Source organism: Cupriavidus sp. 05L411 (genome assembly GCF_056398045.1).
In genome coordinates this window covers 112,453-119,400 of record NZ_JBFTOQ010000024.1, presented here as the reverse complement: position 1 = coordinate 119,400, position 6,948 = coordinate 112,453, and the positions used below count along the sequence as shown (strand labels likewise).

Below are 6,948 nucleotides of genomic sequence, written 5' to 3'. Positions count from 1 at the left end.
GGTGGTGTTGCAGACCTCGGTCCACAACCCCGCCACGATGATCTTCTTGCGGCCGTTGGCGGCCAGCGCGTCGCGCACCTTCTGGTCGTCCCACGAGTTCATCGAGGTGCGTTCCAGCGTCTGCTGGCCCGGGAATACGTCAAGCAGTTCGGGGTAGGTATAGCCGGAGAAAGACTCGCTCTCCACCGTGGTGATGGTGGTGGGGATATTGAAGATCCTGGCCGCCTTGGCCAGGCCCACCGCGTTGTTCTTCATCGCCTGGCGGTCCATCGACTGCACACCGAAGGCCATCTGCGGCTGGTGGTCGATGAAGATCAGCTGGCTGTTTTGCGGGGTCAGGACTTCGAGTTTCGGATTGGACATGATCTTGGCGCTCTCATTGAAATTGGTTGAATTTCATGGGGCAGGGTTTTTTTGTTCCTGCCGCCCATGAAGTGAACTATACGAGTGCAACCCACCTGAGAATCGGCCATTTAATGGATGCATTATTCAAATATTTTGATCATAGATTCTCACCGAAAAATAAGGAGATTGCCCCCGCAGGCAACGGCCTTCTTCCCATCCGCAGTGGGCGCCTCCTACGTTCGTATAACCCGGCCATCTCAATGTCGTACCGCGCCTGCACCGATGGACAACTGCGTGCGGCGCGGCGCGCGTCATAAGATGTCTTTATGGTCGGCGTCCGCACGCCAGCCTTCATCCGCGCGACGGGGTCCGGCTGCCTCCCCCGCCCGCCTCCATCATCCGGAGCTGACCATGCCAGCGCACCCGAATCCCGCCACATCATCCACCCCATGCGCGCAAGCGGACCGCCCCGACCCGTGGGATAGCACCATCGGCCTGCTCCGTGCGCGTCAGGCCTTCCAGCTGTACGCCGACTGCGCCTGGCCCGATGAGGAAGATCCCCGGCACCGCCGCCACACCGCCATCGTCAGCGTGGTGGAGCGAACCAGCCCCACCTTGGCGGTGATCAGCTGGCGCGATGCCACCCATTGCCGCTACGGCGCCCAGATCTGGGCTGCGATATCGGCACGCGAGGCTGGCGTGTGCGCCCTCAGCGGCCTCCCCATCGCCAAGGGCCAGGCCGTCTACCGCCCGCGCCCCTGCCGGCCACCGCCGCGCAACGCCGAAGCCATGATCCTCGCGTCCGCGCTACATGCAGCGTGCGGGACCGACGCCGACGCCTGCGGCGAGGATGCCTTGGCGGCATGAGGCACGCGCGGCCCGCCCCATGCGTCGGCCGCCAAGATCGCGACCCGGGCCTGTGAGGCGCGAGGTGCCTGACACCGTGACCGCCACACGAAGATAGCCAGAAGCGCGCATTTGACATGCATAGCGAGCAGTTTGATGTTTCATCCATGCAACATGCCCACTTGATTTCAAACATAATCCGAACCTAATATCCTCCGAGATAAAAACATTACATATTCGGGCAGGCTCTACGACGCACAGAGCCGCCCTGGCGGGTCCGCCAGGGCAGGGTCGGAAATCCGGGGATTGCAAAACCTGCGCAAGCGCTGGTCGGCGCTGGCAATGTCGTACCATCCCCGCGGGTTCAGCCTGTCTCCGTTGCATTTGCATTTGCGCTTGTACGGGGAGTTACGGCATGAACGTGGTGCTCGTTGAAAGCCATCCATTGCTCCGGATTGCAATGCTCACGCTGCTGGAGAGTATTGCAGGCATCGCGCAAGTCGCTGCCATCGACCCGGGGGAAATCCCTGAGCATTTGCATGCCGGCGGCACCGTTGACCTGATCGTCCTTGGCATGCCCGCCGATGCTGACACGGGCTGGCAATGGCTCGGCCAGGCACGCAAGCTATGGGCCGCGCCGCGCGTGCTGCTGCTCAGCGATGCCGTGCCGCTGCAGCTGCCGCAAGGCGAGATCACCGAAGGCTTCTGCGGCTGCCTGCCAAAATCCGCCCCGCTCGACGTGCTCAGGACCGCCATCCGGCGTATCGCCACCCGTCAGCCGGAGCGCGCCGGCGCGAGCCAGCTTTCACTGTTCCCCGCCTTGCCCACCTTGCCCTCGGCTGCGCTGGCACCGCGGCCCGCCGCCGGGAGCCAGCGGTTGACACGAGAAGCCACGCAACTGGGATTGACGCAACGCCAGTATGACGTGCTGGTACTGCTCTCCCGAGGGCATGCGGTCAAGACCGTAGGCCGCCTGCTGAATATCTCGGCACCGACGGTCAAGACGCATGCCCGCGCCATGTACAGGCAGCTCCAGGTGGCTGGCAAGGAAGAGGCCGCCTACAAGGCACGGCAACAGGGCTTTAGCCTGGCGTGGCCGGTTGGCGGCGTGCCGGCGTTGACGCTGGCACACCGCCACGCCCCCGCCGTCCGGCAGATGGAACTGCTCTGAGCGGCTGAGCGACATTGACCGGCGCTGGCCGGCCGACGCGTTGCCTGGTCACGCCAGACTGATCCACGTGGTCTTCAGGTCCGTGTACTTGTCCAGCGCATGCAGTGACTTGTCCCGTCCCGAGCCCGACTGCTTCACGCCGCCAAACGGCACCGTCACGTCGCTGTCCATATAGCAGTTGACCCACACCAGGCCCGCCTGCAGCTTGCGCGAAACGCGGTGGGCGCGGGACAGGTTGGAGGTCCAGAGTCCCGAGCCCAGCCCGTAGGGCGAATCGTTGGCCATGCGGATGGCCTCTTCCTCGGACTCGAAGCGGGTCACCGCCAGCACCGGGCCAAAGATCTCTTCGCGCACGATGGTGAGCGACTGCGTGGGGCACTCGAAGATGGTGGGCTGCATGTAGAAGCCGCCGCTGTCCGTGTGCGCGCGCTTGCCGCCGGCGCGCAGGCGGGCGCCTTCGTCCTTGCCGCTCTTCACATAGGACATCACCCGCTGCAGTTGCGCGCCGTCGACGATGGCGCCCATGGCGGTGGCGGGGTCGAGCGGGTCGCCCGGCTGCATGCGCGCCGCGTGCGCTTCCAGCTTCTCCATGAACGCGTCGTAGATGCCGCTTTGCACATAGAGGCGCGAGCCGGCGATGCAGATCTCGCCCTGGTTGCTGAAGATGCCGATGGCGGCGGCCTGCGCGGCGCGGTCCAGGTCGGGGCAGTCGTCAAAGACGATATGCGGGGACTTGCCGCCGCACTCGAGCCAGACGCGCTTGAGGTTGGACTGGCCGGAATACTCCATGAAGCGCTTGCCGGTGGCGGTGGAGCCGGTAAAGGCAATGCAGTCCACGTCGGGATGGCGGCCAAGTGCCTGCCCGGCGGCGGCGCCAAGACCTGGCACCACATTGAAGACGCCCGCCGGGATGCCCGCTTCTTCGGCGAGTTCCGCCAGCCGCAGCGCGGTGAGCGGGGACTGCTCCGCGGGCTTGAGCACCACGCTGTTGCCGGCGGCCAGCGCGGGCGCCACCTTCCAGCTGGCCATCAGCAGCGGGTAGTTCCAGGGCACGACCRCCGCCACCACGCCTAGCGGCTCGCGCGTGATGGTGGCCAGCACGTCGGGGCCCGTCGGCGCGATCTCATCGTAGATCTTGTCGATGGCTTCGGCGTACCAGGCATAAGTGCGGCCGGCTTCGGGGATGTCGTATTGCAGCGTCTCGGCAATGGGCTTGCCCATGTCGAGCGTTTCCAGCAACGCGAGCTCTTCGCGATGCGTGTCGATCAGGTGCGACAGCCTTAACAGCGTGGCCTTCCTGGCGCTGCGCGGCATGTCCGACCAGACGCCAGACTGAAACGCCTTGCGCGCCGCGGCTACCGCGCGGTCGACGTCCTGCGCGCCGCAGGCCGCGACGCTGGCCAGCGCCTTGCCGGTGGCGGGGTTGATGGTCTCGAAGGTGGCGCCGTCGGCGGCGTCGGCCCAGCAGCCATCGATATAGGCTTGCGAACGGATCGATACCGTTGCGGCCTGCTTGCGCCAATAGGCGAGATCTCTCAAGTCACTCATCGTGGATTCCTGGCATGCATTGGGGTTTCGGCCCGCTTAGGCGCTCGCGTTCGCCTGCGCCACCATGGCGCCGAGCAGCACATTGGCCCCGGCTTCCAGATGCTCCGGCTTGGCGTCTTCGATTTCGTTGTGGCTGATGCCGTCCTTGCACGGCACGAAGATCATCGCGGTGGGCGCCACGCCGGCGATATAGACCGCGTCATGGCCTGCGCCGGTGACGATGTCCTGATGGCTGTAGCCCCGCGCGTCGGCTTCCTGGCGCACGTGGCGGATCAGCTCGGGCGCGAACGGCGTGGGCGCGAAGTACTGCACGTCTTCCACAACCACATCCAGGGCCGCGCCGGTGGTGGTGCCGTCCGCGACGGCCGCGCAAGCCGCGCGAAAGCGCGCATCCATCCCGGCAAGCCGCACCGGGTCGAGATGGCGCAGGTCGACCGTGAACGTCACCGCTCCGGGAATGACATTGCGCGACGACGGATGGACCTTGACCACGCCCACCGTGCCGCGCCCGTGCGGCGCGAAGTCGTTGGCGATGCGGATCACTTCTTGCATCAGGAACGTGGCGCCATAGAGCGCGTCCTTGCGCAGCGGCATCGGCGTGGGGCCGGCGTGCGCCTCCATGCCGGTCACGGTGACGTCGTACCAGCGCAGGCCCAGCGATCCGGTCACCACGCCGATCACGTTGTCCTCGGCCTCGAGCACCGGCCCCTGTTCGATATGGGCTTCGAAGTAGGCGCCAACCTGGCGGCCGACTTCCGCGTCGCCGGCATAGCCGATGGCCGCCAGTTCATCCGCCACCCGCTTGCCCGCCACATCGGTGGCCGACAGCGCGGTCTCCAGCGGAAAGATGCCGGCAAACACGCCGGAACCCATCATCACCGGGACAAAGCGCGAGCCTTCTTCATTGGTCCAGATGGCCACTTCGAGCGGAGCCTCGGTGGTGATGCCGTGGTCGTTCAGGGTGCGCATGACTTCCAGGCCGGCCAGCACGCCATAGCAGCCGTCGAACTTGCCGCCGGTGGGCTGCGTGTCGATATGGCTGCCGGTCATGACCGGGGCCAGCGCGTTGTTGCGCCCTGCCCGGCGGGCAAAGATATTGCCGACCTGGTCGACCGTCACGCTCAGTCCGGCTGCGCGCATCCAACCGGTCACCAGGTCGCGCCCCTGCCCATCCAGCGCCGTCAGCGCCAGGCGCGCATTGCCGCCCTTGGGCGTGGCGCCGATCGCGGCGAGGTCCATCAGCGACTGCCACAGGCGCTCGCCGTTGATTGCCAGCATGCTCATGTTCTCTCTCCTTGCCGTCGTGGCGATTACTTCGCGTGCGCTTGCCGGGCGAGTGCGTCCGAGCGGATCTGCGACAAGGTCATGCCCGGCGCGATGCCGTCCGCGTCATAGCGCAGCTCCAGCAAGGCAGGCAGCTGCTGGGTGTTGGCGAACGCAAGGGCACGCGCAAAAGCGGGACCGAACGCTTCATCACTGGCGACAATCTCGCCATACCCGCGATAGGCGCGGATCAGTTCGCTGAACTCCGGATTGTCAAAGCCAAGCGCCACGGTGCGACCCGGGAACTCGCGTTCCTGGTGCGCGCGGATGGTGCCCCAGATACCATTGTTGAAGACCAGCACGACGATGCCGACCCGGTACTGCATGGCCACGCCGAGTTCCTGCAGGTTCATCTGGAAGCAACCATCGCCCGCATAGCAGATCACGGTGCGATCGGGGTTCTCGAGCTTGGCGGCAATGGCCGCCGGCAGGCCGTAGCCCATCGATCCCACGGTCGGCGCCAGGCTGGTGCCAACGCCCTTGAAGCGGTAGTAGGCATGCGGGTACAAGGCGTAGTTGCCCGCGCCAACGGTAATGCAGGTGTCCTCCGGCACGTTGTCGCGGACGTGGCAGGCGGCCACGTTGAGGTTGAGGGCGCCCGGCGCGGCCTTGGGTTCCTGCTCGGCCAGGTAGACCTGGTGGGCGTCGTGCCCGGCGTTGCGCGCCCCCAGGCAACGCGATGGGGAGAGTTCGCTCACCGCGGCGGCAAACGAAACCACGTCCGCGGCAATCGGCAGCGTGGGATGAAACACGCGGCCAAGCTCATTGGCGTCGGGGTACACATGGACCAGTCTCTGCTTCGGCAGCGGGCTCTCCACCACCGTATAGCCCTCGCTGGTAGCCTCGCCCATGCGCGTGCCCACGGCGATCAGCAGGTCGCTTTCCTGTACGCGCTTGCGCAGCGATTCGGGCATGGCCCAGCCCACGTGCCCGGCAAAGTTCGGATGATGGTTGTCGAAGCACTCCAGGCGGCGCCAGGCCACCCCGACCGGCAGCGCGAAGCGCTCGGCAAACCCTTCCATCTGCCGCGAGGCCTCCGGCGTCCAGCCCGATCCGCCTAGCAGCAGGAACGGACGCTCCGCCTGCTCGATCAGTTCGGCCAGCGAGGCCACGGCGTCGGGCGTCGGCGCGCTGTGGGCACGCCGGTAGCGCGGCACATCGGCCACCGTAGCCTTGCCCCACAGCGTGTCTTCCGGCAGCGCCAGCACGACCGGGCCGGGCCGTCCGCTAGTGGCCACCGCGAAGGCCCGCGCGATGAATTCGGGAATGCGGTCGGTGCGGTCGATCTGCGCCACCCATTTGGTCATCTGGCCAAACATGCGGCGGTAGTCGACCTCCTGGAACGCTTCGCGCTCGTAGAAATCGTTGCCGACCTGGCCAACGAACAGGATCATGGGGGTCGAATCCTGGTAGGCGGTGTGCACGGCGATGCTGGCGTTGGTGGCGCCGGGGCCGCGCGTGACAAAGCAGATGCCGGGCTCGCCGGTCAGCTTGCCTTGCGCCTCGGCCATATAGCCCGCCCCGCTTTCCTGCCGGCACACGATGGGCTGGATCTTGTCCTGATGGTCGTACAGCGCATCGATGCAAGGCAGGTAGCTTTCGCCCGGCACCAGGAAGACGCGTTTCACGCCCTGGATAATCAGTTGGTCGATGAGGATCTGGCCACCGTTGCGCTCTGTGCGCGCCGGCAATGCTTGCGGCGATTGCTTGTTCAT

Annotated in this window: 6 protein-coding genes; 2 read left to right on the top strand and 4 right to left on the bottom strand. The window is 66.0% G+C overall.

The genetic code is table 11. From position 1 onward, the window contains the following. Window positions 1-363 (bottom strand): isochorismatase family protein (locus tag AC1DQR_RS25350; protein WP_477134007.1); only part of this gene is annotated, 363 nt, incomplete at its 3' end. A gap of 393 nt (window positions 364-756) precedes the next feature. Here AC1DQR_RS25350 and AC1DQR_RS25345 point away from each other — a divergent pair. Both AC1DQR_RS25345 and AC1DQR_RS25340 read left to right on the top strand, forming a co-directional pair. Then, window positions 757-1,212, top strand: a complete 456-nt coding sequence (locus AC1DQR_RS25345) for a DUF3331 domain-containing protein (RefSeq protein WP_477134006.1) — start codon at window positions 757-759, stop codon at window positions 1,210-1,212. A 394-nt stretch (window positions 1,213-1,606) separates the two neighbouring features. Continuing rightward, window positions 1,607-2,362, top strand: a complete 756-nt coding sequence (locus AC1DQR_RS25340; RefSeq protein WP_477134005.1) for a response regulator transcription factor — start codon at window positions 1,607-1,609, stop codon at window positions 2,360-2,362. 48 nt (window positions 2,363-2,410) lie between these two features. Here AC1DQR_RS25340 and AC1DQR_RS25335 read toward each other — a convergent pair whose 3' ends face one another. From AC1DQR_RS25335 to AC1DQR_RS25325, 3 genes are read right to left on the bottom strand one after another with little or no spacing between them, the layout of a single operon-like run. Next, window positions 2,411-3,910, bottom strand: a complete 1,500-nt coding sequence (locus AC1DQR_RS25335) for an aldehyde dehydrogenase (RefSeq protein WP_477134004.1) — start codon at window positions 3,908-3,910, stop codon at window positions 2,411-2,413. Window positions 3,911-3,946: 36 nt separating this feature from the next. Next, window positions 3,947-5,194, bottom strand: a complete 1,248-nt coding sequence (locus tag AC1DQR_RS25330) for a Zn-dependent hydrolase (protein ID WP_477134003.1) — start codon at window positions 5,192-5,194, stop codon at window positions 3,947-3,949. Window positions 5,195-5,220: 26 nt separating this feature from the next. Then, window positions 5,221-6,948: a thiamine pyrophosphate-binding protein gene (locus AC1DQR_RS25325; protein ID WP_416051971.1), complete on the bottom strand. Its 1,728-nt coding sequence runs from the start codon at window positions 6,946-6,948 to the stop codon at window positions 5,221-5,223.